21 protein-coding genes are annotated in these 25,792 nt (G+C 63.1%); 11 read left to right on the top strand and 10 right to left on the bottom strand.

From position 1 onward, the window contains the following. Nucleotides 1-25 precede the first annotated feature (25 nt). Genes TU79_RS23340 through TU79_RS23325 form a run of 4 tightly spaced genes read left to right on the top strand, consistent with a single transcriptional unit; the run spans nt 26 to nt 4,054 of the window. Nucleotides 26-808 carry a sugar phosphate isomerase/epimerase family protein gene (locus TU79_RS23340; RefSeq protein ID WP_057010198.1) on the top strand — a complete coding sequence of 261 codons (783 nt, stop codon included), beginning with the start codon at nt 26-28 and terminating at the stop codon, nt 806-808. Beyond that, nucleotides 801-1,742 carry a sugar kinase gene (locus TU79_RS23335; protein WP_057010197.1) on the top strand — a complete coding sequence of 314 codons (942 nt, stop codon included), beginning with the start codon at nt 801-803 and terminating at the stop codon, nt 1,740-1,742. The genes TU79_RS23340 and TU79_RS23335 overlap by 8 nt, the downstream gene beginning before the upstream one ends. Nucleotides 1,743-1,787: 45 nt before the next feature. Next, nucleotides 1,788-3,080, top strand: a complete 1,293-nt coding sequence (locus TU79_RS23330; RefSeq protein ID WP_057010196.1) for an MFS transporter — start codon at nt 1,788-1,790, stop codon at nt 3,078-3,080. Further along, on the top strand, nt 3,077-4,054 hold the full coding sequence (locus TU79_RS23325; protein WP_057010195.1) for a 2-hydroxyacid dehydrogenase: 978 nt from the start codon (nt 3,077-3,079) through the stop codon (nt 4,052-4,054). Before TU79_RS23330 ends, TU79_RS23325 begins: the two co-directional genes overlap by 4 nt. Before the next feature lie 421 nt (nt 4,055-4,475). Here TU79_RS23325 and TU79_RS23320 read toward each other — a convergent pair whose 3' ends face one another. From TU79_RS23320 to TU79_RS23275, 10 genes are all read right to left on the bottom strand, one after another. After that, nucleotides 4,476-6,179: an AMP-binding protein gene (locus tag TU79_RS23320; RefSeq protein ID WP_057010194.1), complete on the bottom strand. Its 1,704-nt coding sequence runs from the start codon at nt 6,177-6,179 to the stop codon at nt 4,476-4,478. Nucleotides 6,180-6,210: 31 nt separating this feature from the next. Then, nucleotides 6,211-7,509 carry an acetyl-CoA C-acetyltransferase gene (locus TU79_RS23315; protein WP_057010193.1) on the bottom strand — a complete coding sequence of 433 codons (1,299 nt, stop codon included), beginning with the start codon at nt 7,507-7,509 and terminating at the stop codon, nt 6,211-6,213. Next, on the bottom strand, nt 7,506-8,396 hold the full coding sequence (locus TU79_RS23310) for a MaoC/PaaZ C-terminal domain-containing protein (protein ID WP_057010192.1): 891 nt from the start codon (nt 8,394-8,396) through the stop codon (nt 7,506-7,508). Before TU79_RS23310 ends, TU79_RS23315 begins: the two co-directional genes overlap by 4 nt. A 3-nt stretch (nt 8,397-8,399) precedes the next feature. Then, the gene (locus TU79_RS23305) at nt 8,400-9,743 is read right to left on the bottom strand and encodes a 3-oxoacyl-ACP reductase (protein WP_057010191.1); all 1,344 of its coding nucleotides are present in this window, start codon (nt 9,741-9,743) and stop codon (nt 8,400-8,402) included. Nucleotides 9,744-9,851: 108 nt separating this feature from the next. Then, nucleotides 9,852-12,404 carry an acyl-CoA dehydrogenase gene (locus tag TU79_RS23300; protein ID WP_057010190.1) on the bottom strand — a complete coding sequence of 851 codons (2,553 nt, stop codon included), beginning with the start codon at nt 12,402-12,404 and terminating at the stop codon, nt 9,852-9,854. 154 nt (nt 12,405-12,558) lie between these two features. Further along, the gene (locus TU79_RS23295; RefSeq protein ID WP_057010189.1) at nt 12,559-13,968 is read right to left on the bottom strand and encodes an outer membrane protein transport protein; all 1,410 of its coding nucleotides are present in this window, start codon (nt 13,966-13,968) and stop codon (nt 12,559-12,561) included. 123 nt (nt 13,969-14,091) lie between these two features. Then, nucleotides 14,092-14,595, bottom strand: a complete 504-nt coding sequence (praB, locus tag TU79_RS25740; protein WP_169793816.1) for an alkane oxidation protein activator PraB — start codon at nt 14,593-14,595, stop codon at nt 14,092-14,094. A gap of 134 nt (nt 14,596-14,729) precedes the next feature. After that, nucleotides 14,730-15,224: an alkane oxidation protein activator PraA gene (gene praA / locus TU79_RS23285; protein WP_057010188.1), complete on the bottom strand. Its 495-nt coding sequence runs from the start codon at nt 15,222-15,224 to the stop codon at nt 14,730-14,732. A 58-nt stretch (nt 15,225-15,282) separates the two neighbouring features. Then, nucleotides 15,283-16,563, bottom strand: coding sequence for an alkane 1-monooxygenase (locus TU79_RS23280; RefSeq protein ID WP_057010187.1), 1,281 nt, complete (start codon nt 16,561-16,563; stop codon nt 15,283-15,285). Between the two features lie 183 nt (nt 16,564-16,746). Next, entirely contained in the window at nt 16,747-17,787 is a 1,041-nt protein-coding gene (locus TU79_RS23275; RefSeq protein WP_057010186.1) for an alpha/beta fold hydrolase, read from the bottom strand. 201 nt (nt 17,788-17,988) lie between these two features. Between TU79_RS23275 and TU79_RS23270 the strand changes: the two genes are divergently transcribed. The 7 genes from TU79_RS23270 (at nt 17,989) to TU79_RS23240 (ending at nt 25,787) form a co-directional block, all read left to right on the top strand. Continuing rightward, nucleotides 17,989-19,527 (top strand): flavin-containing monooxygenase, encoded by a 1,539-nt coding sequence (locus TU79_RS23270; protein WP_057010185.1) that lies wholly within the window; start codon nt 17,989-17,991, stop codon nt 19,525-19,527. Further along, nucleotides 19,524-20,414, top strand: a complete 891-nt coding sequence (locus tag TU79_RS23265) for an SDR family NAD(P)-dependent oxidoreductase (protein WP_057010184.1) — start codon at nt 19,524-19,526, stop codon at nt 20,412-20,414. Before TU79_RS23270 ends, TU79_RS23265 begins: the two co-directional genes overlap by 4 nt. A gap of 16 nt (nt 20,415-20,430) precedes the next feature. Then, the gene (locus TU79_RS23260) at nt 20,431-21,279 is read left to right on the top strand and encodes a metal-dependent hydrolase (RefSeq protein WP_057010183.1); all 849 of its coding nucleotides are present in this window, start codon (nt 20,431-20,433) and stop codon (nt 21,277-21,279) included. Nucleotides 21,280-21,439: 160 nt separating this feature from the next. After that, nucleotides 21,440-21,721, top strand: coding sequence for a peptidylprolyl isomerase (locus tag TU79_RS23255; RefSeq protein ID WP_057010182.1), 282 nt, complete (start codon nt 21,440-21,442; stop codon nt 21,719-21,721). Between the two features lie 126 nt (nt 21,722-21,847). Continuing rightward, entirely contained in the window at nt 21,848-23,707 is a 1,860-nt protein-coding gene (locus TU79_RS23250) for an extracellular solute-binding protein (RefSeq protein WP_057010181.1), read from the top strand. Beyond that, nucleotides 23,707-24,765 (top strand): microcin C ABC transporter permease YejB, encoded by a 1,059-nt coding sequence (locus TU79_RS23245; RefSeq protein ID WP_057010180.1) that lies wholly within the window; start codon nt 23,707-23,709, stop codon nt 24,763-24,765. Before TU79_RS23250 ends, TU79_RS23245 begins: the two co-directional genes overlap by 1 nt. Beyond that, nucleotides 24,765-25,787 (top strand): ABC transporter permease, encoded by a 1,023-nt coding sequence (locus TU79_RS23240; protein WP_057010179.1) that lies wholly within the window; start codon nt 24,765-24,767, stop codon nt 25,785-25,787. Before TU79_RS23245 ends, TU79_RS23240 begins: the two co-directional genes overlap by 1 nt. Nucleotides 25,788-25,792 lie beyond the last annotated feature (5 nt).

Here is a 25,792-nt window from a genome sequence, read left to right as displayed (position 1 = left end):
AAACCGGTTTCAGAGGTAAACAACAATGCACCACTACCCCGTTTCCATCAGCCTTTCCAGCTACGGCGCCGACCTGGTACGCCAGCAGGGCCAATTGAGTTTCGTCCAGTTGCTGGCGGCTGCCGGCGCGCAACGCATCGAGTGGCGTGAAGAATTGCTGACCACCGAGCAACCCGCCGAACTCGCTCAGGCGGCTGCCAGCCATGGCCTCGAAGCGGTATTTTCTTCACCGCTGGAGCTGTGGGTGGCTGGCCGCGCCCAGCCGAACGGCGAGCTCGCCGCCACCCTCGACCGCGCCCAGGCCTTTGGCGCGCGTTGGCTGAAGGTTTCCCTCGGCTACTTCACCGATACCAACGACCTGCAAAGCCTGCACGCCCTGCTCAACCGACACACGGTGCAGTTGCTGGTGGAGAACGACCAGACCCTGCATGGCGGGCGGATCGAGCCGATGCAACGGTTTTTCAGTGACGTCGAGCGCCTTGGCCTGCCGGTGAAGATGACCTTCGATATCGGCAACTGGCACTGGCAGGACCAGTCGTCCCTCACCGCCGCGCGCCTGCTGGGCCGGCACGTGGACTACCTGCATTGCAAGGCCGTGGCCCGGCGTGCGGACGGCAAGCTGGTCGCACTGCCGCCCAGTGCCACCGACCTGCACCTGTGGGAACAATTACTCAAACACATGCACCAAGGTATTACCCGGGCGGTGGAGTTTCCGTTGCAGGGCGATGATTTGGTCGAGGTTACCGCCCGCCAGGTCGCCGCCCTCGCCTGCCTTGGCCAACCTCGCGCGGAGAGTGCCCATGTCTGAGATCGATATCCTTTCGTTCGGCGAAACCATGGCGATGCTGGTCGCCGAGCAAACCGGTGACCTGGCCCAGGTCATGCAATTTCACAAGCGTATTGCCGGCGCCGACAGTAACGTCGCCATCGGTTTGTCGCGCCTGGGTTTCAAGGTCGCCTGGCTGAGCCGGGTGGGCAACGACTCCCTCGGCCGTTTTGTGGTCGACACCTTGCAGAACGAAGGCCTGGACTGCCGGCATGTGGCGGTCGACCCGCTGCACCCTACGGGCTTTCAGTTCAAGTCCCGCGAAGAGACGGGCAACGATCCTCAGGTGGAGTATTTCCGCAAGGGCTCGGCGGCCAGCCATTTGTCCGTCGACGCTCTGAAACCGGCGCTGCTGCAGGCGCGCCATCTGCATGCCACCGGGATTCCGCCGGCGTTGTCCGAGGCTACGCGCGCGCTGTCCTTCGAGTTGATGACGCAGATGCGCAAGGCCGGGCGCAGTGTGTCGTTCGACCCCAACCTGCGCCCGGCACTGTGGTCCAGCCAGCAACAGATGATCCGCGAAATCAACGCCCTCGCCGCCCTTGCCGACTGGGTACTGCCGGGCCTGAACGAAGGGCGCCTGCTCACCGGGCTGGATGACCCGGCCGATATCGCCGCGTTCTACCTGGACCAGGGCGCCGAAGCCGTGGCCATCAAGCTCGGCGCGGACGGCGCCTATTTCCGCACCCGGATGGACCAGGGATTTATCGCCGCCGTCCCGGTGGACAAGGTGGTCGACACCGTCGGTGCCGGCGACGGCTTCGCGGTCGGCATGATCAGCGCCCTGCTGGAAAACCTGAGCTTCCCCGAGGCGGTGCGGCGCGGCAACTGGATCGGCAGCCGCGCCGTGCAAAGTCGCGGCGACATGGAGGGCCTGCCGACCCGCGCTGAACTGACTACCCGATCCATCGCATAACCCATTCCCTGTTGCCACAACTACAACAAGCTCAGGAGCAACCTTATGGAAACCGTGAAACTCGCCACCCGCCGCTGGTGGTACATCATGCCCATTGTGTTCATCACCTACAGCCTGGCCTACCTGGACCGCGCCAACTATGGTTTCGCCGCCGCTTCCGGGATGGCCGAAGACCTGATGATCACGCCGGGCATGTCATCGCTGCTGGGCGCGCTGTTTTTCCTTGGCTACTTTTTCTTCCAGGTGCCGGGGGCGATCTACGCGCAGAAACGCAGCGTTAAAAAACTGATTTTCGTCAGCCTGATCCTCTGGGGCGGCCTCGCCACCCTGACTGGCGTGGTGTCCAACGCCTACATGCTGATCGTGATTCGCTTCATGCTCGGTGTGGTCGAAGCCGCCGTGATGCCGGCGATGCTGGTGTATCTGTGCCACTGGTTCACCCGTGCCGAACGCTCGCGGGCCAATACCTTCCTGATCCTCGGCAACCCGGTGACCATGCTGTGGATGTCGGTGGTGTCAGGCTACCTGGTGCAGCATTTCAGCTGGCGCTGGATGTTCATCATCGAAGGCCTGCCGGCAGTGCTGTGGGCGTTTATCTGGTGGAAACTCGCCGACGAGCGCCCCAAGGACGCCAAATGGCTCAGCGACAGCGAAAAACACAGCCTGGAAAGCGCCCTCGCCGCCGAACAGGTGGGCATCAAGGCTGTTAAAAATTACGCCGAAGCGTTCCGCTCGCCCAAGGTGATCATCCTCGCGCTGCAGTTCTTCTGCTGGAGCATCGGCGTGTACGGCTTTGTGCTGTGGTTGCCGTCGATCCTCAAGAAAGGCCTGCAGATGGACATGGTCGAGGCCGGCTGGCTGTCGGCGCTGCCCTACCTCGCGGCGGTGATCGCCATGCTGGTGGTGTCGTGGGGCTCGGACAAACTGCAAAAGCGCAAACGCTTCGTGTGGCCGCCGCTGCTGATTGCCTCCATCGCCTTCTATGCCTCCTACGCCTTGGGCGCCGAACATTTCTGGTGGTCCTACACCTTGCTGGTGATTGCCGGGGCCTGCATGTATGCGCCCTACGGGCCGTTTTTTGCCATCGTGCCGGAAATCCTCCCGGCCAACGTTGCCGGCGGTGCCATGGCGCTGATCAACAGCATGGGCGCCCTCGGTTCGTTCGGCGGCTCGTACCTGGTGGGCTACCTCAATAGCAGCACCGGCTCGCCCGGCACGTCCTACCTGCTGATGAGCGGTGCGTTGATGCTGTCAGTGGTGCTGACCATTTTCCTCAAGCCCGGCGCCAGCGACCGCGCGTCCTCACCTACTCTGGAGCTGAAGGTAAAGACCTCATGAAAAAATCCGTCGTGCTGTACAAGAAACTCTCCGCGCCGCTGATGGCGCGCCTGCACGAACACGCAGACGTGACCCTGATCGATGCCCTTGACGAAGCCGGCCTGGCCAAACTGCGCGACGCCCTGCCCGGCGCCCACGGCCTGCTCGGCGCCAGCCTGCGTCTGGACGCCGAGCTGCTCGACCTGGCGCCTAAACTCGAGGCTGTGGCCAGCGTCTCGGTGGGCGTCGATAACTACGACATCGACTACCTCACCCGCCGCCGTATCCTGCTCAGCAACACCCCTGACGTCCTCACCGAAACCACCGCCGACACCGGTTTCGCGCTGATCCTGGCCACCGCCCGCCGTGTGGTGGAACTGGCCGACATGGTGCGCGCCGGCCAATGGCACAAAAACATCGGCCCGGCGCATTTTGGCAGTGACGTGCACGGCAAGACCCTGGGCATCATCGGCATGGGCCGCATCGGCGAAGCCCTGGCCCAGCGCGGGCATTTCGGCTTTGGCATGCCGGTGATCTATCACAGTCATTCGCCAAAACCCGAGGTGGATGCGCGTTTTGGCGCGCAGTACCGCAGCCTCGATGACCTGCTGCAGCAGGCTGACTTCGTCTGCCTTACATTGCCGCTGACGGCAGAAACGGAAAAGCTGATCGGCGCGCGCGAGTTCGCGCTGATGGGGCCGGAGACGATCTTTATCAATATCTCGCGGGGCAAGGTGGTGGATGAGGCCGCGCTGGTGGACGCGCTGCAACAGCGCACCATTCGTGCGGCGGGGCTGGATGTGTTTGAGCGTGAGCCGCTGGAACATGGGTCGCCGTTGCTGCGGTTGAATAATGTGGTGGCGACGCCGCATATTGGCTCGGCCACTCATGAGACACGGGAGGCGATGGCCAGGTGCGCGGTGGATAATCTGCTGGCGGCGTTGGGGGGGGAGCGGCCTTTGAATTTGGTGAATCCGGGGGCTTATGTGGGTTGAGCCCTTTTTTGGGGTTTTACGGGGTACATATCCGTTATTTGAGTAACGGCTGATATGGATTCCGCCCTTACGGCGGGTCACTTTGGAAAAGCCCCAAAGTAACCAAAGGGCTCTTGCCCCACCACTCGGCACCTCGCTAAGGCTCGGTGTGCCCGCACGCAGGCTTGAATCCGTGGGCCGCCGCGATGGGCCATCCCTGGCCCAGCGCGGCTAACCCGGCGTCCTGCCGGGTTACCCACGGATTCAAGCCTGCGTGCGGCCAGCGTGGTTGACGGGGCGCCTAAGATCAAAAGCCAAAGCAAAGCAGATCAAAAGCAGTGTGATATCCAACAGCCGAATGGAGATCAACTGTGGGAGGGCGGAACCGCCAGCCGCCATCACCTAAATAACGGATATGCTCCCGTAAACCCAGCCAAAAAGCTCACCGCAACGCCCTGCGCAACACCTTCCCCACCGTCGTCTTGGGCAACTCCGTACTTCGAAACTCCACATACCTGGGTACCTTGTACCCCGTCAGATACTCCCGGCAATGCGCAAGAATCTGCGCCTGGCTCAAGCTCGGATCCTTGCGCACCACAATAATCTTGACCCTCTCCCCGGTCACCCCATCCTCCACCCCGATGGCCGCCACTTCAGCCACGCCGGGATGCATCGCCACCACGTCTTCGATTTCGTTGGGGTACACATTGAAACCCGAGACCAGAATCATGTCCTTCTTGCGATCCACCAGACGGATATAGCCACGCTCATCCATCACCCCGATATCCCCGGTCGACAACCACCCCTGCGCGTCCAATACCTCCGCCGTTTCTTTGGGCCGCTTCCAGTAACCCTGCATCACCTGCGGGCCGCGCACTTGCAATTCGCCCGGCTCGCCAATCTCGGCAATCTCGCCGTCTGCCCGCACGAACCGCACCCAGGTCGACGGCAGTGGCACGCCGATGCTGCCGGTGAACTCCATCTCGCGCATGCGTGAAATATCGATGGGGCTGATGCTCACCACCGGCGAGCATTCGGTGAGGCCGTAGCCCTCGATGATCGGCAGCCCGGTGACGTCCTTCCAGCGCCTGGCCACCGCGGTGTGGGTGGCCATGCCGCCGGCGATCACCAGGCGCAGGGCGGAAAAATCCCGCGCGCAGAAGTCCTTGTTCTCCAGCAAACCGTTGAACAGCGTGTTCACCCCGGCGATCCCGTTGAAGCGTTCCTTGCGCAGGATCATCTGCACACGCTTCACGTCCCGCGGGTTGGCGATGAGGATATTGCGCCCGCCCAGGCACATGAACATCAGGCAGTTCACCGTCAGGGAAAAGATGTGGTACAGCGGCAACAGCGTCACGTTGCTTTGCTGTTGCGCCTGGTCCAGTTGGTCGCCGACCCAGGCCTTGGCCTGCAACAGGTTGGCGATGATATTGCGGTGGCTGAGCATCACACCCTTGGCGTCCCCCGTGGTGCCGCCGGTGTATTGCAGGAAGGCCAGGTCATCGCGTTGCATCGGCACCGGCAGGTGATTGAGCGCCCGCCCCTGTTTCAGCACCTGGTTGAAACGCACCGAACCGCGCAGGTTGAACACCGGCACCTGTTGTTGCACACGGCGCAGGATGAAGTTCATCGCCGCGCCCTTGAAGGTGCCGAGCAGATCACCGATGGCTGCCACTACCACGCGTTTGACACTGCTGCCCTCCATGACTTTTTCCAGGGTATGGGCGAAGTTTTCGAAGATCACCACGGTCTCGGCGCCACTGTCCTTGAGCAGGTGCCTGAGCTCATGGGAGGTGTACAACGGGTTGACGTTGACCACCACCGCACCGGCCAGGATCGTGCCCAGCAGGCAGATCGGATATTGCAAACAATTGGGCATCATCAGCGCCACGCGGTCGCCTTTTTTCACGCCCTGGCCCTGCAGCCAGGCGGCAAACGCAATGCCCTGAGCCTGCCAGTCGGCGTACGTCATCTCGGTGCCGATGCTGACGTAGGCCACGCGCTCGCGAAATTTTTCCAGGTGTTCGAGGAACACGTCGCGCAACGATGGGTAGGCCTCAATATCGCCCTCAATGTCTGCCGGAACCCCGGGCAGGTAAGCGTTCAACCAGATGCGTTCGGTCTGTTCCAGGCTGATAGCGTTCATGGCAGTTTCCCTGTTGTTGTTATGGGTGGCGCTATTTTTCGACGATGGCGGTGATGCCCAGGCCGCCCGCTGCGCAGATCGAGATCAGGCCGCGCCCGCCGCCGCGTTCATGGATGGCCTTGGCCAGCGCAGCGAGTTGCCGGCCTCCGGTGGCGGCAAAGGGGTGACCGCAGCCGAGCGAGCCGCCGTTGACGTTCATCTTCGCGCGGTCGATGGCGCCCAACGGCGCCTCCAGGCCCAATCGTTCGCGGCAATAGTCGGGGTCTTCCCAGGCCTTGAGCGTGCACAGCACCTGGGCGGCGAATGCTTCGTGGATCTCGAAGAAATCGAAATCGGCAAAGCTCAGCCCTTCACGCTTGAGCATGCGCGGTACGGCGTAGGCCGGGGCCATCAGCAGGCCTTCGCTGCCGTCGACGAAATTCACCGCCGCCGTCTCGCCGGTGCGCAGGTAGGCCAGCACCGGCCAGCCATGGGCGGCGGCCCAGGCTTCGCTGGCCAGCAGCACCACCGAGGCGCCATCGGTGAGCGGCGTGGCGTTGCCGGCGGTGAGGGTGCCGTGCTCGCGGTCATAGGCCGGCGCCAGGCCGGCGAGTTTTTCCAGGCTGGTATCGGCGCGCAGGTTGTTGTCGCGCGCGAGGCCGCGATGGGGACTGATCAGGTCATCGAAAAAGCCACGCTTGTAGGCGGCATCGAGACGCTGATGGCTGGTGAGGGTCAATTCGTCCTGGGCCAGGCGCTTGATCTGCCAGCGCCTGGCCATTTCTTCGCAATGCTCACCCATGGACAGGCCAGTGCGCGGCTCGCCATTGCGCGGCAGCAGTGGCTTGAACAGCATCGCCGGGCGCGCCTTGAGCAGCGCCTTCAGCTTGTCGCCCAGGCCTTTGCCGCGATTGGCCGCCAGCAGCACATGGCGCAGGGATTCATTGATGCCAATGGGCGCATCGGAGGTGGTGTCGGCGCCGCCGGCAATGCCCACCTCGATCTGACCGAGGGCGATTTTATTCGCCACCAGCAACGCCGCTTCAAGCCCCGTGCCGCAGGCCTGCTGCACATCGTAGGCAGGCGTTTCAGGGGACAGCGTGGTCGACAGCAACGACTCGCGCGCCAGGTTGAAATCCCGCGAATGTTTGATCACCGCGCCTGCGGCAAACTCGCCCAGGCGCTGGCCGTGCAGGTTGTAGCGATCCACCAGGCCTTGCAGCGCGGCCACCAGCAAATCCTGATTGCTCTCATCGGCATACACCGTATTGGAACGGGCGAACGGAATGCGGTTGCCGCCGATGATCGCCACACGGCGGGTCGGCGCCGGGTTAAAGCTGTAGTCACTCATGCCAGGTTCTCTTTCCAGATAAACAGCCCGCGCATGTGCGGCTTGTCGCCCGCGACGTTGCGCACTTCGAATGCCCGGCGCGGGCCGCTCAGCGGATGACTCCACAGCGCGACCTGACCGGGGAGGAAGATCGGCAATTTGAAGTCGCAATGAGCCTCGGCCACCGCGAGACCGCCCGGAGGTTGCCCGGCGGCCAGCGCCCGGCCCAAGGTCCACATGCCGTGGGCGATGGCGCGGCGAAAACCAAAGATTTTTGCGCCGATCAGCGAGGTATGAATCGGATTGAAGTCCCCCGACACCCTGGCGAAACGACGTCCCAGGTCGGCGGGCAACACCCAGCGCTGGGTGCGCAACAGGCCTTCTTCCTGCAAGGGCAACGCGTCGTCCCACAGCTCGCCGACGGGATTTTCCACCTCGCGGCGCAAGTAAAGGCTGTCGCTTTCCCACACCAGAGCGCCTGCGCCGTAAGCGCGGGTGGCGATGCTCAGCGCCTGACCCTTGGGGTGGGCCACCCAGCGCTCGCAATACACTTCCAGGCGCAGGGCCTGGCCTTCGTGCAAACGCTGATGCTGACGGATGCGGTTGGCCAGGTGCACCATGCCGCTGGCCGGATACGGAAAACTCGGCCGGGTCAGCAGCATCAGGTGCAGGGGAAATGCCAGCACGTGGGGATAGGACAGCGGCACGCCCTGCTCGCGTCGAAAACCACAGGCACGGCCATAGGCGGCGATGCCGGCAGGTGACAGCTCCACGGCCGAACGCACCAGGCGCTGAGTGGGCAACGGCGGCGCACCGTCGAGCGCGGGCTTGCGCAAGGCGCGCACGCCGTCCAGCAGCAGTCGGGTGCGCGACGGTGGCGGGTCGATGATCTGCGTCACGTAGTCCATGGCTCAGGCTCCCAGCAGGCTTTGGCCGCACACCCGCACCACCTGGCCATTGACCCCGCCCGAGGCCGGATGGGCCAGCCAGGCGATGGTCTCGGCCACGTCGATGGGCTGACCGCCCTGGGACAGCGAATTCATGCGCCGCCCCGCTTCGCGGATCATCAGCGGAATCTTCGCGGTCATGCGGGTTTCGATGAACCCGGGCGCCACCGCATTCACCGTCACCTGCTGCGCAGCCGCCTGGGGGGCCAGCGCCTGCACCAGACCGATCACCCCCGCCTTGGAGGTGGCGTAATTGCTCTGTCCCAGGTTGCCGGCGATACCGGAAATCGACGACACGCAGATGATGCGCCCGCCCGGGTTCACCCCCTGATGGTCGAGCAGCGCCTGACTCAATTGCAACGGCGCTTGCAGGTTGACGGCGAGCACACTGCGCCAGGCGTCTTCGCTCATTTTGGCGATGGTCTTGTCGCGGGTGATCCCGGCGTTGTGCACCACCACATCAAAGGCGCCGTGCTGGCTGATATGGTCCTGCAACGATGCGGCGGCATCCGCGGCGGTGATGTCCAGCGTCAGGGCCGCGCCGCCCACGCTGCTCGCCGCTTGTTGCAACGCATCCCGGGCCTGGGGCACATCCACGCACACCACGTGGGCGCCGTCCCGCGCCAGCACCTGGGCGATGGCCAGGCCGATGCCCCGGCTGGCGCCGGTCACCAACGCGCGGCGACCGGCGAAGGGCGCGTTCCAGTCGACCGCGACCTGGCCGTCCACCGGTTTCTCCAGGCGCACCACTTGCCCCGAGACATACGCGGAGCGGCGCGACAGGAAAAACCGCAGGCTGCTGTCGAGCGCGTCTTCGGCGCCCGGCGCCACGTAGATCAACTGCACGGTAATGGCCCGGTGCAGCTCCTTGGCCAGCGAGCGCACCAGGCCCTCAAGGGCGCGTTGGGCGATGGACTGCGGCGCAGCCTGGCAGTGTTCCGGCGCAGTGCCGAGCACCACCACCCGAGACTGCGGGCCAAGGCGCCGGGCATTGGCGTGGAAGAATGCGTAGAGCGCGTCGAGCTGCTGCACGTCGACCACGCCGGTGGCGTCGAACACCGCGCCCTGCACCTTCACCGTCGACGGCGCCTTGAGCGTCGCCGGGGTGGCAGCGACGGTGTCGGTGGCCGTGAAAAGGCGTTGCACCTGCTCGACCAGCCGCCCTGCCCCGGCGACGATCACCGGATTGACCAACGCGGCCTGACCGCTGCGATGGCGCAGCAAAGGCACGGGTTGCGGCAGGCCGGCGGCCTGGGCCACGCGGCGCCCCCAGGGGGAATTGACGAACGAAAGGTAGCGGTCACTCATAAATACATTTCCTTGCACACTATTCGAAAACTGCCACAGGCCTCTGTGGCGAGCGGGCTTGCCCCGCGTTGGGCGGCGGAGCAGCCCCCGTAAGACGAATGCGTGGTATCAGGCACTGCGCGTGGGCTGGTTTTGGGGCTGCTTCGCCGCCCAACGCGGGGCAAGCCCGCTCGCCACTTTGGCCGGTTCCAGCGCTTGCTTGCGTTGCTGCAGCGCCTCCAGCAAACCGAAGTCCTGCGCGAAGTCGTCCACCTGGATGGCGTGGTCGGCGTATTCCACGTAGCGCCCGAGCAGGGTGTCTTCGTCGTCGCTGATCAGGTCCAGCGCCCGTGCCTTGACGCGCCAGGCGGTAAAGGCCGTGGCAGCAATCGGCATCGGTTCGAGCAGGCCCTGTTTGATCGCAGGCTTGAGCCGCGCCTCGATCAACTCCAGTTGAGGCAACAACCGGAACCCCAATTCACCGTAAGCCAGCTTGTCGATTTCCGGCCGGGGAATATAGGAATCGGCGAGCAAACGGTCGCGGGTTTCGCAGGGCGTCTGCACCAGGTCGGCGACCTCGGCCAGCAGGCGATCGGACGGTTTGCGCTGGGGAATGCCCAACGGAAAACTCAAGCCGCGCAGCAGCGCTGCCGCCGCTTTGGACGGGTAGTTATCGAGCACTTCGGCCAACGCTTCGTGGGCCCGCAGCAATGCATCACGGGCCGACCAGTGCACCAACGGCAGGTCCGCCTGGGGCCGGCCGTCGTCTTCAAAGCGCTTGAGCACGCAGGACAGGATGTACAACTGCGACAGCACATCGCCCAGGCGCCCGGTGATGCTTTCCTTGCGCTTGAGGGCACCGCCGAGCACGCCCATGGACACGTCCGACACCAGCGCCAGCACCACCGACAGACGATTGGCCTGGCGGTAGTAGCACGCCAGCGCGGGCTCGGTATGTGCGGGTGCGGCAATCAGGCGGCCGCCGGTCAGCCCATGCACCGCCGCGCGCACGGTGTTGGCCAGCACAAAGCTGATATGGCCGAACATCGCGCTGTCGAACGCTTCCAGCGACTTGCGCCGGTCCGGGTTGCGCGCGGCTTCCATCTCGCGAAACACATAGGGATGGCAACGAATCAGGCCCTGGCCATAGATGATCAGGCAACGCGTCATGATGTTCGCGCCTTCCACCGTGATGGCGATGGGACTTTGCTGGTAGGCGCGGGCCAGGAAGTTGTTGGGGCCCATGCAGATGCCCTTGCCCGCGACGATGTCCATGCCGTCGTTGACGATCATCCGCGCACGCTCGGTGACGTGGTACTTGGCGATGGCCGAAATCACCGAGGGCTTCTCCCCGGCATCCAGCGACGCCACCGACACCTTGCGCACCGCATCGCAGGCATACAGATGCCCGGCCATGCGCGCCAGCGGCGCCTGCACCCCTTCGAACTTGCCGATGGGCAGACCGAACTGCTTGCGCATCGCCGCGTACGCCGTGGTGCCGCGCACTGCAACCTTGCCCAGGCCGACGTTGGCCGATGGCAGCGAAATCGCGCGCCCCGCCGCCAGGCATTCCATCAACATGCGCCAGCCATTGCCGACCTGTTCGCGACCGCCGATTACCCACTCCAGCGGAATGAACACATCCTTGCCGGTGGTGGGGCCGTTCTGGAACACCGCGTTCAACGGCCAGTGGCGACGGCCGCTGTTCACCCCGGGATGCGCGGTGGGGATCAGCGCGCAGGTGATGCCCAGCGCGCCCGGCGCGCCGAGCAGGCCCTGGGGGTCTTCGGCGCGAAATGCCAGGCCGAGCACCGTGGCGATGGGCCCCAGGGTGATATAGCGCTTGTCCCAGGTGACTTTGAAGCCAAGGACTTCCTGGCCCTCGTGCAGGCCTTTGCAGACGATGCCGAGGTCGGGAATCGCGCCGGCATCGGAGCCGGCATACGGGCTGGTCAGCGCAAAGCACGGGATATCTTCGCCCCGCGCCAGGCGCGGCAAGTAGTAGTTGCGCTGGGCATCGGTGCCGTAATGCAGCAGCAGTTCGGCCGGGCCCAGGGAGTTGGGCACCATCACCGAAATCGCCGCCGCCGAGCAGCGGGTCGACAACTTCATCACCACCTGCGAATGGGCGTAGTGGGAGAAGCCTTTGCCGCCGTACTGCCGGGGAATGATCATGCCGAGGAACCCGGCGTCCTTGGTGTACTGCCAGGCTTCGGGGGACATGTCCTGCCAGACCTGGGTGGTTTCCCAGTCGTTGGCGATGTCGCACAGGGTTTCGACTTCGTTGTCGAGAAAGGCCTGCTCTTCAGCACTCAGGCTGGCCGGCGCGGCTCTCAAGAGGCGCTGCCAGTCGGGCTTGCCGCTGAACAGCTCGGCGTCCCACCACACGGTGCCGGACTCGATGGCCGCCCGCTCGGTGTCGGACATCGCCGGCATGATCGTGCGAAACAGCGCCAGCGCCTTGCCGGTCAACAGCGCACGGCGCAGGGGTTTGATCGCCAGCAGCAGCGCGGGCACTACCACCAGCAGTGCCGCGACGGTGATGCCCACACGCGCTACCACGCTGAACAGGTAACCCATCGCCAGCCATGCCAGGCCAGTGCCGAGCCACAGCGCGGCGGCGGCTTGTCGATACGCCAGAACAATCGCGGCGGCGACACCCACCAATAACCAGATAACCATGGGACACCTCTCTCGATTTCAGGATGGAGCAAATTCAAATTAAACTTTGAAATTTTTATTTAATGCTTGAGCCAAAAAAAGCAGCCAACCCGGTCAGCCGCCTGTTACTCGATTGCTTCGCCATGGATCGCCCGCGCGACCCATGGCGACAGCATCAGAACGCGTAAGTCGCCGACAGGCTGACCACTTCGCCCTTCGCATCGGCCTTGCCGTCCAGCGTGGCCCCACCGAGGCGATCCTGGTTTTGCGTCCTGAGCTTGGCTTTTTCGACGAATTGCCGCGAATAGGCACCGTCGATGCTCAAACCGGGAATGGCGCGAATGTTGTAGCCGAAGCCCAGGGACGCGAAAATCCGGTCCCCGTCCGGGATACGCGGGTCACGCGTGGAGTTGCGCGTGGGCGTCTGGTCGGTGGCCACGCCAGCGCGGAAGGTGAAGTCATCGGTGAATTTGTAGTCACCACCCAGCGACACCATCCAGGTGTCCTTGTAGTTATAGGGAATCGACACGATTTGCTGGCCGTCGGACTTCAATGTCAGCGCCTTGAACGACGACCACTGGGTCCAGGTGACGCTGGCCCCCAAGGTCAGGCGGTCATTGAACTGGTGGACCCAGTCAACGGAGGCATTGGCCGGCACGTCCAATTGCGCCGAAGCGTTGGCGCCGTTGGCGTTGAGGTTCAGCCCGGGATAAGCCAGCGATGGCAGGCCGCTTTCAATCAGTGTCCTGTTGGCCTCGTCGGCGTAGATGTTGTATTTGCCCTCCAGCTTGTTCTTGATTTTTGCGTGGTAGTTCAGGCCCAGGGTGTCGAACTCGGTCGGTTTCCAGACCACACCGGCAAACCAGCCCACGGAGGTGTTATCCACCTTCACGCGCATCAGCGCGGAGCCTACGCCTGAGGGGAACGGCAGACCGATGTTCGGCGACAGCGCCGCGGCCGAATACAGGTCAAGGTTCTGGCTTACAAAACCTTTGGTGTGCTGCACGATGGCGCCGCCACCCAGCGAGAACTGATCGTTGACCTTGAACGATAACGAGCCGGTGACACCCACCGTTTCAATGCGGGTATCGACGGCAAAGTCGCGGCCGATCCAGTCCTGGTCCCACGTGGTGCGCGCACCCATCGGCACCACCTGGCTCAAGCCGAAGGCAAAGCGATCGTTGATTGGCATTACCATAAAGCCGGTTGGCAACCATGCGGTAAAGCCGCCCTGGCCACCGTCGCCGGTGCGGGGCGTGGAACTGAAATCCGTGGGGTCGACGCTGGCGGGCGCATTGCCTGCGTAATCCTTGGCCGTGCCCTTGTACTTGACGTTGATACGCGCGTAATCAACGGTGAACTGCGAGATGTTGTGATCGATAAACGCCATCGCCGCCGGGTTGTTATAGGCCGCCGAAGGATCGTTCTGGAACAGCGAGCCGCCACCGAAGGCGCGCCCCCATCCGGGAGCGCCGAAGGTCGGCGTTCCAAAGCCGCCGGCTTGCGTCTGACCCGTTACACCGATAAGGCCGCCGAGGACTGCCAGGCTCAATAATGCGCGGGCCTGCCGTTTCTTATTATTCATGCTCCACTCCTTATTTTTATCCTCCAGGATCGGCTGTCCCGACCTGGCCTGCCGCAACAAGTGCCCCTTGCGAGGCACTTGCGTGTTTCAACGTGTGATCATCACGTCAAGCGCTCCGGGCCCTCAGGGCGTCACGGTGAACGCAGGGTTCGGCACGGCAGTCAGTGCAGTGATCTTGCAGCGACCCACGGTCTGGGCGCTCGGCACGCTCAAGGTGTTGGTGGAGTTGCTCCAGTTCACCGCGATGGTCACCGGCGCGCTCGAGCAGTCGTTGAGGATCTTGAAGTTCACCCCGGACACGGTTCCGGTGAACGCATTCGGGCCACCGCTGGCGACGCTCAGCGTCCAGGGCAAGCCTTGCAGCACTGGCACGCTGCACAGGGAGTTGGAGCCACTGACCGATGCGCCAGTGATGGCGGCACTCGCACCGTTCGCTGCGACGGTGCCGGTGAAGGTGATGTTGCAGGTGACCGGCAGGTTCAGGGAGGCAGGTGACGTCACCGTGATGGAGCCTGCTGTCGAGAAGCCGGCACCGGCGGGTGCGATAGTTGCCGCATTAGCCATCGACGCCGCGCCAAGGCACAGCGCAAACGAAGTTGCACAAACGAGGGTTTTCAAGCTTTTCATTGTTTTTCCTCACATGTTATGGCGAATCATTTCGCCAGGGGTAATGGCCATGAACGAGAAGTCACGGTGAAACTGCAGAACGTCCCTTTCCAGCCAAATTTCAATGCATTTACCGCGTTAACAAATCGGAATACTCAGTCGACCACTTTGAAAGTGGGCGGCATCTTGATCGACACTGACTTGATCCTGCACTCCTCGCCAATCGGCACATCGCGGGCCTCCAGCTTGCCGGTGGCGTTATCCCAGGTGCCATCGGCGGTTGACGGGCCGCACTTGCCGCCCAGGCCGAAGGCATGCACGTCGACGCTGATCCCGGACATGGAGCCGCTTTGCGTGTCCCGGGCGATCAGCACCCAGGGCAGGTTGATGGCCTCGACGCGGCCGCACTTGAGGCCGCCGTCGAACTCGACCTTGTCGACATTCACCGAGGAGCCATCGGCCGCGACCTTGCCGGCGACCTTGATGGTGCAGTCGGCGCTGATCAGCTTGCCCTTGGAAAAACTGATCGGGCCCTGGGCGGTGAAGGCGCTGCCCGCGGGCTCGATGCGCGCGGCCTGGGCCTGGTGGCAGACGATCAGGCCCAACGCGGCCAGAACGATAGAAGAGATGAACCTGGCAGGTGTTTGCATGGTGGATATCCTTCCCTTGAAATTATTGTTATTCGGGTCATACAAGGTGCTTGCAACTTCACATCGGTGCAGCGCTGCGACCGTACAGGTGCAGATACTTGGCGCGCTGTGACGGTTGAAGATTGGTCAGCGCGACGTCACCGGCGTAATGATTGAGCACGCGGTGGTCCATGCGGCGGCGCCACAGGTAGGGCACGTAGGCCCACACGATCATGCTGGCGTAGCCGTAGGGCAGTTGCGGCGACTCATCGAAGTGACGCAGCGACTGGTAACTGCGGGTGGGGTTGGCGTGATGATCCGAATGCCGTTGCAACTGGAACAGAAAGATATTGGTGACAATACGGTTGCTGTTCCACGAATGGCGCGGCGAGCAGCGTTCATAACGGCCATTGGGCAACTTCTGGCGCTTGAGGCCGTAGTGCTCGACATAGTTGACCACCTCCAGCAACGAGAAGCCGTACACGCCCTGAATGATCAGAAACGGAATCACCGCAGCACCCAGCCAGGCAATCATCGCGCCCCACAACACCACGCTGTACATCCACGCGCTGAGCACGGCGTTTTTCCAGTGCCAGGCCGGCAGGCCGAGTTTGCGCAGGCGTTCACGCTCCAGGTTCCACGCCGAGCGGGCGCTGAACCACACCGAGCGCGGCAGGAATGCCCAGAAACTTTCGCCCAGCCGCGAACTGGCAGGGTCTTCAGGCGTGGCAACCCGCACGTGATGGCCACGGTTGTGTTCGGTGTAAAAATGCCCGTAGAAGGTCGGCGCCAGGGTCACCTTGGCCAGGAACACCTCCAGCGGACGAGGCTTGTGGCCCAGTTCATGGGCGGTGTTGATGGCAATGCCGGTGGCCGCGCCGGTGGACATCGCCATGCCCAGGTAGGTGAACCAACTGATTGCGCCGTGCAGCTCGGTACGCGCGGTAATAAAGGCGGCGGCGCTTGCCAACCCACTGGCGGGATCCAGCGTGGCGGTGGCCCGCAGCAGGCCACCGTTGATGATCCAGTCGATGCCGCCGGCCGCGAGCCAGCCGGTGACCACCACCGAAGCGATCACGAACAGCACGCCGATGTAAACGATCCAGCGGTAGTAGCGTTGGCTTTCGAGGTGGTTGACGGCGGACTCGGGCGGGTTGCTGACGTCTTCGCCGAGCAGCCCGTCGATCAGAGGGATCAGGCCGAAGATCACCAGCACACCCACCCACCACAACGATTGAACGCCGGTGGCGATGGCCAGTGCCCCAGAGAGCAAGGGCGTGGCCAGCGGCATGATGCCCAGCCACCACAGGTAGCGCTTGCCGTCGGTCCACACGCCGGGGGCTGTCAGGGTCTGATTCATGACAGCCTCCGCGCGCACTGTGCGGCAGACGGGTTCATGGAGCGCCGACGGCTTGCGGCAGTCAGCCATGCGATAAAAGGCGTTTTTTTCATTATTTTATTCGCTCTTAGGCATTTCAAAAACTGTTTCAAATTACACATTGAAATAATTTTTTTAAATAAATAGCGCGGAATAGTTAGGTCGTCAACTAAATTCTTGAAGCCTTTTTGTGTGACCGGGCAGTCTTTTGGCGACCTGCTCTACCAGGGTCGCCACGCGTTCGGTGGCGGTAATCGGCAGCATGTGCCCAGCGCCCTCCACCACTTGCAGCTTGAGCCCGGGCACCTTGCTGGCGAGGGCCTGGCCGTGTTTGCGCAAGTCGAGCACCGTGTCCCGCGTGCCGTAAATCAGCCCGATGGGCAGGGTCAGCTGCGGATAGCGCGCCACCATGTGCGGCAGGTCAGCGTTGACCTGGTTGATCTCGGTAGAAGCCGCGTAAAAATTATCCGGACGCATGCCCAGCAAGCCACCGCCCCGGGTGGCGAAATCGGCCGGTGCGGCATCGGGCGCGAACACGCCCTTGACCACCGAGCGTTGAGTCAACAGGCCGACAGGCAAGGTCAGCGTGTGCGCGACCCAGCGGCGCAACCATGCCGGACGCACGGCCAGGGACAGGAACACCGGCGGCAACAGGCGCTGGGGATGGGTCAGCGGCGCCACCAGAATCAAGCCGGACACCGTCTCGGGATGATCAAGCGCCAGCGCCAGGGCAATCGCGCCGCCCAGGGAATGACCCAGCACCAGCGGTTTATCCAGGCCCAGAATGTTTATAAGGTCGCTGATCTGCCGCGCCTGGGCTGGCAGGTCCGCCGCCGTGCCTTTGCCACGGGTGGAATAGCCGGAGCCCGGGCGGTCGAGGCTGATCACGCGAAAGTGCGCACTCAACCGGCCAGACAAGGCATAGGTGAGGTTGCGACTGCTGCCCATCAGGCCGTGAATCATCACCAGCGCAGGGCCGCTGCCTTCCTCGACATAATGAAAGCGCTCGCCATTGACCTCCACCACCCGCCCGTTGCGCGGCACGGCCGCTTCTATGCGCCGCGTCATCCAGGCACTCAAGCCCCACAACACCGCGCTTGCAGCGGCAAACACCGCTGCAGCCACACCCCATTCGACAGCCATCGCTTCGTCCTCCGCGTCCCTGGAGCCGGCGACCCGACCGGTATTGATCAAGGCCTCAGCCATCGTCCCTGCCTGCTGCCGGGCGTCATTCATAACGTGCGCGTCCGTCGGACAAGGCGCACATACCAAACATGGTCCTGGCGTGGGCGAATTTTTCAGGTAGATTATTTAAAATCTTTTTTAAAATATGTAATTCAAATTTACTTTGCAATGGTGTTTCATCCAAAAAACAGGAGCGCACCCGATGCCCACGAGGGACTGCCCATGAATACCCAGCGTGAATCCATCGACATCGCCATCATCGGCTCAGGCTTCGCCGGCCTGTGCATGGCCATCCAGCTCAAGCAGGAAGGCTTCGACGATTTCTTTGTTGCCGAACAGGCCCAGACCCTCGGCGGTACCTGGCGCGACAACCACTACCCCGGCTGCGCCTGCGATGTGCAGTCCCACGTGTACTCGTTTTCGTTTGCGCCCAACCCGCACTGGTCGCGGCAATTTGCGCCGCAGGCCGAGATCCGCGCCTACCTCGAACAATGCGCGCAGCGCTTTGAGCTGGCGCCCTACCTGCGGTTCGGCATGGGCCTGCAACGCGCCGTGTTTGATGAACACCAGCAGCGCTGGCAGCTGAGCTTCAGCGATGGTCGTCAGGTGAGCGCGCGGGTGCTGGTGTCGGGCATGGGCGGCTTGTCGCGCCCGGCGTTGCCGGACATTCCGGGTCTGGAGAGTTTCAAGGGCAAACGCTTCCACTCCCAGCAGTGGGACCATGACTATTCCCTGAAGGGCAAGCGTGTCGCAGTGATCGGCACCGGGGCCAGTGCCATCCAGTTCGTGCCGCAGATTGCACCGCAGGTGGCGCACCTGGACCTGTTCCAGCGCACCCCGCCGTGGATCATGCCCAAGCCCGACCGACCGATTTCCGCCGCCGAACGCTGGCTGTTCAAACACCTGCCCTTCACCCAGCGGCTGGTCCGCAGCGCCTTTTACTGGGCGCTCGAAGGCCGCGTGGTGGGCTTTGCCCTGCATCCGCGGCTGATGAAAATGGTGCAGAAAATCGCCCTGCGTCATTTGCGCAGGCAGGTCGCGCGCCCGTCCCTGCGCAAGACCCTCACGCCGGACTACACCATCGGCTGCAAGCGCGTGCTGATCTCCAACGACTACTACCCGGCGCTGTCGCGCAGCAATGTCGAGGTGGTGACCGACCCGGTGCTGCGCATCGAAGCCGACGGCGTCGTCACCGCCGACGGCATCAAGCACCCGGTCGACTGCCTGATCTTCGGCACTGGTTTCCAGGCCAGCGATCCCCTGCCCCGCGACTGCATCATCGGGCGCCACGGCGTCGACCTGATGGACACCTGGCACGACGGTGCGCATGCCTATAAAGGCACCACGGTGCCGGGCTATCCAAACCTGTTCCTGATTGTCGGGCCCAACACCGGGCTGGGGCACAACTCGATGATTCTGATGATCGAGGCCCAGGTCGCCTACATCCTCGATGCGTTGCGACAGATGCAGCGCAAACGCATCGCCACGGTGGACGTCAAGCCTGCCGTCGAACAGGCCTGGAACAACCAATTGCAGAACAGGCTCCAGCGCACCATCTGGAACACCGGCGGCTGCCAGAGCTGGTACCTCGACCCGCGCACCGGCAAGAACACCACGTTATGGCCGGGCTCGACCTGGCGCTTCAGGCAGCTCACCCGGCACTTTGCGCTCAAGGACTACGGGGTCGACCTGGCCCCCGTCCCGGCGCCCACGCGCGCAACGCCTGCGCCCCATTCCACTGCAGAAGGCAGCCTGTCATGAAGTCATTCAACGGCCGCGTGGCGGCCATCACCGGCGCGGCGTCCGGCATGGGCCGCGCATTGGCCCTGGCGCTGGCGCGCGAAGGTTGTCATCTGGCACTGGCGGACATTAACCGCGAAGGCCTGGAGCACACCGTGACGCTGATCCGGTCTTCGACCGTGTCGCCGGTGCAGGTCACCAGCCAAGTGCTGGATGTGTCCGACCGCCAGGCTGTGAACGACTGGGCCGCGCGCTGCGTGGCGGAGCATGGCGCGGTCAACCTGGTGTTCAATAATGCCGGCGTGGCGTTGTCGAGCACCGTCGAAGGCGTGAGCTACAGCGACCTGGAATGGATCATCGGCATCAACTTCTGGGGCGTGGTGCACGGCACCAAAGCGTTCCTGCCGCACCTCAAGGCCAGCGGCAACGGCCATATCATCAATACCTCAAGCGTGTTCGGGCTGTTCGCCCAGCCCGGCATGAGCGGCTACAACGCCAGCAAGTTTGCCGTACGCGGCTTTACCGAAGCGCTGCGCCAGGAGCTGGATCTGCAACGCTGCGGGGTGTCCGCCACCTGCGTGCACCCCGGTGGCATCCGCACCGACATCTGCCGCAGCAGCCGCATCGACGCGAACATGACCGGCTTTCTGATCCACAGCGAGCAACAGGCCCGCGCCGACTTCGAAAAACTCTTCATCACCGACGCCGACCAGGCCGCCAGGGTGATCCTGCAAGGCGTGCGCAAAAACAAGCGCCGCGTGCTGATCGGCCGCGACGCGTATTTCCTCGACCTGCTCGCCCGTTGCCTGCCGGCCGCCTACCAGGCGCTGGTGGTGTTCGCCAGCAAACGCATGGCGCCCAAACCGCGCCGGCCAGTGTTCGAACCCAACGACGAGCCCCGTCTCTGAAAAAGGAGCACGCACCATGTTGCCTATCCGTCGCGATATCCGTTTTGCCTTGCCTGCCGAGCGCATCAAGAACTGGCATGAACAAGGCCCGTTCGTCACGCATTTCTTCAATGCGCTGTCGCTGCTGTTTCCCCAGGGCGAGCTGTTCTTCATGGACAGCGTGCGCCACTACCGCTCGCGCATCGACGACCCCGCGCTGAAAAAGGAAATCCAGGGGTTTATCGGCCAGGAAGCCATGCACAGCCGCGAACACGTGGCCTACAACAACCTGCTGGAGGATGCGGGATTGCCGGCGCATAAGCTGGACCGCCGCCTCAAGGTGATCCTCGACCTGCAAAAAAAACACCTGCCGCCGTCCTTCAACCTGGCGGTGACCATCGCCCTTGAGCACTACACCGCGATGCTCGCGGAAATTCTCCTCAGCGACCCTTCGCGCTTCGGCGATTCACTCAAGGGCTACCAGCAGATGTGGTACTGGCACGCCCTTGAAGAAACCGAGCACAAGGCCGTGGCATTCGATGTCTGGAACCGCGTCATCAAGCCCGGCCCCAAGCGTTATCTGCTGCGCACCGGCACCATGCTGTTCACGACCCTGTTTTTCTGGCTGGTGGTGCTGGATTTCCACGTACGCCTGCTGTTTGCCGACCGCAAGGCCGGCGGTCATTTGAAGGGGTTCTGGCGCATGTGCAAATTCCTCTACGGCCCCAAAGGCGTATTCCCGCGAATGCTGGTGCCGTGGCTGCATTACTTCAAACCCGGTTTTCACCCCTGGGACCATGACAACCGCGCCCGCCTCGCGGGCATCGATGGGCTGGTCGAAGAGATCGAACAGACCCGCACTACCTATGAGTCGGCCAGCCTGTAAAACCCATCAAACACCGCGTTGACTATTCCTGTGGCGAGCGGGCGCGCCACAGGACCGGCGCGCGCTCGTCCGCCCAATCGAAAACCCCGTGGAACTTTGCCAACAAATAACCACCTGAATCCAGTACGCTCACCCTTTTTACATCAAGGAGTTATCTCACATGGCCAAAGCCACCGCCCGCCACATCCTCGTTTCCACTGAAGAAAAGTGCAACGAACTGAAATCCCAAATCGAAGGCGGCGCCGATTTCGCAGAAATCGCCAAAGCCAACTCCAGCTGCCCATCCAGCCGTCAGGGCGGCGACCTGGGGTCGTTCGGTCCGGGCCAGATGGTCAAGGAATTCGACAGCGTGGTGTTCAGCGCCCCGGTCAACACCGTGCAAGGCCCGGTGAAAACCCAGTTCGGCTACCACCTGCTGGAAGTCACCAGCCGCCAGGACTGATCCTGCCCGCGCTGATGCACTAAACGACGGCCCACCTTTTGGTGGGCCGTTGTGCATGGGGTGACGGGCGACCCGTAAGCCGCTAACGTACAGCCCTCATTCCTTACCCGGCGCTCAAGGCTGACCATGCGATTGGCGTTCCCCCCACTGCTCAGTTCCATCCTGGCCCTGCTGCTGGCCAGCACGGCCGTGACCGCAGCCCCGCAGCCCTACCTGACGGTCTATGGCGAGCCGGCCAAATACGCCGAAGGTTTCAGCCACTTCGACTATGCCAATCCCGATGCGCCCAAGGGCGGCACCTTGCGCCGTTCGGCACTGGAGATTGGGCGTTTCGACCATGTGCTGCCCTATATCGACAAAGGCATCGGCGTGTCCCAGATCGACGGCTGGCTCTACTCCCCGCTGGCCCAGCGCTCGCTGGATGAGCCCTACACGGTCTATGGCCTGGTGGCGGAAAAGATGGAACGCGCCGACGATGGCCTGTCATTGCGTTTTTACCTCAACCCCAAGGCGCGGTTTGCCGACGGCACACCGATCACCGCCGAAGACGTGCGCTACAGCTACGACCTGCTGATGACCCAGGGCAGCCTGCGTTTTCGCACGCTGTTCGCCGATGTCAAACAGGTAGTGGTCGAAGGCGAGCGCCAGGTGCGCTTCGACTTTTCCAGCAACGAGAATCGCACCCTGCCCCTTGATCTGGCCACCCTGCCGGTATTGCCGGAGCACTGGTGGAAAACCCGCGACTTCGCCAACGGCGGCGGCTATGAAGCGCCCCTGGGCAGCGGCCCGTACAAGGTCAGCAAGATCGATTCGGGCAGCACTATCACCTTTACCCGCGACCCCGACTGGTGGGGCAAGGACCTGCCGGTCAGCCGTGGCCTGTACAACTTCGATCACCTGAGCCTGGAATACTTTGGCGACACCGAAGTGGCGCGCCAGGTGCTGCGCGGCGGCGCCTATGATTTCAACCGTGAATTCTCCGCCACCGGTTATTCCATCGGCTACAACGGCCCGGCGCTGGACGACGGCCGTCTGCAACGCGCGCACCTGGCCAGGGAGATGCCGCAACCGGCCCAGGGCTACGTGTTCAATGTGCAAAATCCCATATTCAAGGACCGCCGCGTGCGCCAGGCGCTGGCGATGCTGTGGGACTTCGAGTGGGCCAACCGGCAGATGATGCACAACCTCTACATCCGCCAGCAGAGCTACTTCTCCAACAGCCCGTTGGCCGCGACCCAGTTGCCGACCAAAGAGGAGCTGGCGATTCTCGAACCGTTGCGCGGTCAGGTGCCCGACGAGGTGTTCAGCCAGGTGTTCAAGGCGCCGGTCACCGACGGCAGCGGCGTGATCCGCGACAAACAGCTGCAGGCCCTGGCCCTGCTGGAAGAGGCCGGCTGGAAACCCGAGGGCGACAAGCTGGTGAACGCCCAGGGCGAACCGCTGGAATTCACTTTCCTCAACACGCAGACCGGCATGGAACGTCTGCTGCTGCCCTACAAACGCAACCTGGCGCAGATCGGCATCACCCTGAACATTCGCCGTATCGACTCCTCGCAGTACGTCAACCGCGTAATGGCGCGGGACTACGACATGATCGTCACCGGTTTTCCCGTCACCACCTCGCCCGGGATGGAGCTGTACAACTTCTTCGGCTCGGCGGCCGCCCATGACCCCGGCGCCAACAACTACATGGTGCTCAAGGACCCGGCCGTCGACAGCCTGATCAAAGGCCTGGTCAAGGCAAACACCCAAGCGCAGATGCTCACCTACGCCCACGCCCTGGATCGGGTGCTGCAATGGAACTACCTGTGGATTCCCAATTACTACCCGCCGGGCACGTCCGCCGCGTGGTGGAACCGCTTCGGCCGGCCGGCCATCGAGGCCAAAAATGACGAAGCCCTGGAAACCTGGTGGGAAATCAGCCCCACGCCGTTGACCCATGAACAAATGAACGCCGAACTGAAAAAACGCGCAGGAGCCCGCTGATGTTCGCCTATATCGTGCGGCGCCTGCTGCTGATCATCCCGACCCTGGTGGTCATCCTGTTGGTGAATTTCGTCATCGTGCAGGCCGCGCCCGGTGGGCCGGTGGAGCAGGCCATCGCCCACCTGCAAGGCATTGGCGGCGGCGGCGTGGGGGCCGGCGCGGGCGAAAGCATCAGCGCCTCGCGGGCCAGCCGAGGCCTGGACCCCAAGCTGATCAAGGACATCGAAAAGCAGTACGGTTTCGACAAGCCGGCCCCGGAGCGTCTGTGGCTGATGCTCAGGAACTACGCCCAACTGGACTTCGGCAACAGCTTCTTTCGCGGCAAAACCGTGATTGAGCTGATCCTGGAAAAAATGCCGGTGACGATCTCCCTCGGCCTGTGGGCCACCTTGATCACCTACCTGGTGTCGATCCCCCTGGGCATCCGCAAGGCAGTGCGTCATGGCAGCAGTTTCGATATCTGGAGCAGCACCGCCATCGTGATTGGCTACGCGATGCCGGCGTTTCTGTTCGCGATGTTCCTGATCGTGGTGTTCGCCGGCGGCACCTCGCTGAACTGGTTCCCGGTGCGTGGCCTGGTCTCGGAAAACTTCGACGAACTGAGTACCGTGGGCAAGGTTGCCGACTACTTCTGGCACCTGGTGCTGCCGGTCACCGCGCTGGTGATCGGCGGGTTCGCCACGCTGACCATCCTCACCAAAAACTCGTTTCTCAATGAAATCACCCGCCAATACGTGGTGACGGCCCGCGCCAAGGGCCTGAGCGAACGCCGCGTGCTTTACGGCCACGTGTTTCGCAACGCGATGCTGCTGGTGATTTCGGGCATTCCCCAGGCGTTCATCAGCGTGTTCTTCGCCGGCTCGCTGCTGATCGAGGTGATTTTTTCCCTCGACGGCCTGGGCCGCATGAGCTACGAAGCGGCAGTGTCGCGGGATTACCCGGTGGTGTTCGGCTCGTTGTTCATCTTCACGCTGTTCGGCCTGCTGATAAAACTCATCGGTGACCTCTGCTACACCCTGGTGGACCCGCGTATCGACTTCACCGCGAGGAACGCCTGATGCTCAACCTGTCTCCCGTGGCACGCCGCCGTTTCGAGCGTTTCAAGAAAAACCGCCGGGGCTGGTGGTCGCTGTGGCTGCTTATCGGCCTGTTCCTGCTTACCCTCGGCGGCGAACTGATCGCCAACGACAAACCGCTGGTGCTGAGCTTCAAGAACGAGCTGTATTTTCCGGTGTTCAAGCGCTACACCGAGCAACAGTTCGGCGGGCAGTTGCCGTTCCAGGCCGACTACCGCAGTGATTACGTGCAAAAGCTGATCAAACAGGACGGCGGCTGGATGCTGTTCCCGCCGATTCCGTTCAGCGACGACACGCCCAGCTACGAACTGACCCGCCCTGCCCCCAGCCCGCCCTCGGCCGTGAACTGGCTGGGCACCGATGACCAGTCCCGCGATGTGCTGGCGCGGGTGATTTTCGGCGCGCGCGTATCGATCCTGTTTGCGTTGGCCCTCACCGCCATCAGCGCGGCCATCGGCATAGCCGCCGGGGCCTTGCAGGGTTACTACGGCGGCTGGGTGGACCTACTTGGGCAACGCATCCTTGAAGTGTGGTCGGGGCTGCCGGTGTTGTACCTGCTGATCATCCTGTCGGGGTTTGTGGAGCCCAATTTCTGGTGGCTGCTGGGGATCATGGCGCTGTTTTCCTGGCTGGCCCTGGTGGACGTGGTGCGCGCCGAGTTCCTGCGCGGACGCAACCTGGAGTACGTCAAGGCCGCGCGTGCCCTGGGCCTGGGCGACGGCAAGATCATCAGGCGGCATATCCTGCCCAATGCGATGACCGCCACGTTGAGCTACCTGCCGTTTATCCTCACCGGCGCGATTTCCACCTTGAGCGCCCTGGATTTCCTCGGCTTCGGCATGCCCGCCGGCAGTGCGTCGCTGGGCGAGTTGATCGCCCAGGGCAAGCAGAACCTGCAGGCGCCGTGGCTGGGCCTGACGGCGTTTTTTACCCTGGCGCTGATCCTGTCGCTGCTGGTATTTATCGGCGAGGCCCTGCGGGATGCCTTCGACCCCCGCTCATGAGTGAC

The sequence above is a fragment of the Pseudomonas trivialis genome, from assembly GCF_001439805.1.
Taxonomy (GTDB): Bacteria; Pseudomonadota; Gammaproteobacteria; order Pseudomonadales; family Pseudomonadaceae; genus Aquipseudomonas; species Aquipseudomonas trivialis.
This window is presented reverse-complemented; position numbering and strand designations above follow the sequence as displayed.

Bases quoted from the DNA above. Each gene is read 5' to 3' on its own strand.
- TU79_RS23340 (WP_057010198.1), top strand. From the start codon at position 26: ATGCACCACTACCCCGTTTCCATCAGCCTTTCCAGCTACGGCGCCGAC.
- TU79_RS23335 (WP_057010197.1), top strand. From the start codon at position 801: ATGTCTGAGATCGATATCCTTTCGTTCGGCGAAACCATGGCGATGCTG.
- TU79_RS23330 (WP_057010196.1), top strand. From the start codon at position 1,788: ATGGAAACCGTGAAACTCGCCACCCGCCGCTGGTGGTACATCATGCCC.
- TU79_RS23325 (WP_057010195.1), top strand. From the start codon at position 3,077: ATGAAAAAATCCGTCGTGCTGTACAAGAAACTCTCCGCGCCGCTGATG.
- TU79_RS23320 (WP_057010194.1), bottom strand. From the start codon at position 6,179: ATGAACGCTATCAGCCTGGAACAGACCGAACGCATCTGGTTGAACGCT.
- TU79_RS23315 (WP_057010193.1), bottom strand. From the start codon at position 7,509: ATGAGTGACTACAGCTTTAACCCGGCGCCGACCCGCCGTGTGGCGATC.
- TU79_RS23310 (WP_057010192.1), bottom strand. From the start codon at position 8,396: ATGGACTACGTGACGCAGATCATCGACCCGCCACCGTCGCGCACCCGA.
- TU79_RS23305 (WP_057010191.1), bottom strand. From the start codon at position 9,743: ATGAGTGACCGCTACCTTTCGTTCGTCAATTCCCCCTGGGGGCGCCGC.
- TU79_RS23300 (WP_057010190.1), bottom strand. From the start codon at position 12,404: ATGGTTATCTGGTTATTGGTGGGTGTCGCCGCCGCGATTGTTCTGGCG.
- TU79_RS23295 (WP_057010189.1), bottom strand. From the start codon at position 13,968: ATGAATAATAAGAAACGGCAGGCCCGCGCATTATTGAGCCTGGCAGTC.
- praB (WP_169793816.1), bottom strand. From the start codon at position 14,595: ATGAAAAGCTTGAAAACCCTCGTTTGTGCAACTTCGTTTGCGCTGTGC.
- praA (WP_057010188.1), bottom strand. From the start codon at position 15,224: ATGCAAACACCTGCCAGGTTCATCTCTTCTATCGTTCTGGCCGCGTTG.
- TU79_RS23280 (WP_057010187.1), bottom strand. From the start codon at position 16,563: ATGAATCAGACCCTGACAGCCCCCGGCGTGTGGACCGACGGCAAGCGC.
- TU79_RS23275 (WP_057010186.1), bottom strand. From the start codon at position 17,787: ATGGCTGAGGCCTTGATCAATACCGGTCGGGTCGCCGGCTCCAGGGAC.
- TU79_RS23270 (WP_057010185.1), top strand. From the start codon at position 17,989: ATGAATACCCAGCGTGAATCCATCGACATCGCCATCATCGGCTCAGGC.
- TU79_RS23265 (WP_057010184.1), top strand. From the start codon at position 19,524: ATGAAGTCATTCAACGGCCGCGTGGCGGCCATCACCGGCGCGGCGTCC.
- TU79_RS23260 (WP_057010183.1), top strand. From the start codon at position 20,431: ATGTTGCCTATCCGTCGCGATATCCGTTTTGCCTTGCCTGCCGAGCGC.
- TU79_RS23255 (WP_057010182.1), top strand. From the start codon at position 21,440: ATGGCCAAAGCCACCGCCCGCCACATCCTCGTTTCCACTGAAGAAAAG.
- TU79_RS23250 (WP_057010181.1), top strand. From the start codon at position 21,848: ATGCGATTGGCGTTCCCCCCACTGCTCAGTTCCATCCTGGCCCTGCTG.
- TU79_RS23245 (WP_057010180.1), top strand. From the start codon at position 23,707: ATGTTCGCCTATATCGTGCGGCGCCTGCTGCTGATCATCCCGACCCTG.
- TU79_RS23240 (WP_057010179.1), top strand. From the start codon at position 24,765: ATGCTCAACCTGTCTCCCGTGGCACGCCGCCGTTTCGAGCGTTTCAAG.